This is a genomic window from Alitiscatomonas aceti (assembly GCF_025567195.1).
Classification (GTDB): domain Bacteria; phylum Bacillota; class Clostridia; order Lachnospirales; family Lachnospiraceae; genus Alitiscatomonas; species Alitiscatomonas aceti.
The window spans coordinates 1-370 of sequence record NZ_JAOQJF010000095.1 but is presented as its reverse complement, the minus strand read 5'-3'; the positions used below and the strand labels follow the sequence as shown (position 1 = coordinate 370).

Genomic DNA, 370 nt, shown 5'->3' with positions numbered 1-370 from the left:
GAAGCTCCTGTATCAGCGTTTCCACTACCTCCGGCTCCAGTTCCAGCTCATCTGCGATAACGGCTGGGGATTTTCCCTTTTGGAGCTTTTTATGAACTTGATTTCTGAGGATATTCTGCTGTCCCTGCCGGAATTCATCCTGCCGTATGAGGCGGATCTCCCGTTCTTCATCATATTCAAAGATACTCACTGCGATCACCTCCGCTTTATGCTTTGAGAGAAAGTCTGAAAGGATCCCATCCCGGATGCATTTATTGACGGCCCGGTCCACTGCTTCGTTCAGCTCCAGGAATGCGGCATACTTCCGTACCTGTTCCACGAAGAGCATATATTCCTTCAGGCTCTGACATGCCTCCAGGAGCTCACGGTT

At 50.3% G+C, this 370-nt stretch carries 1 pseudogene; it reads right to left on the bottom strand.

Annotated elements, in window-relative coordinates:
• A pseudogene (locus tag OCV69_RS16655) lies at positions 1-370 on the bottom strand (hypothetical protein); the annotation flags it as partial.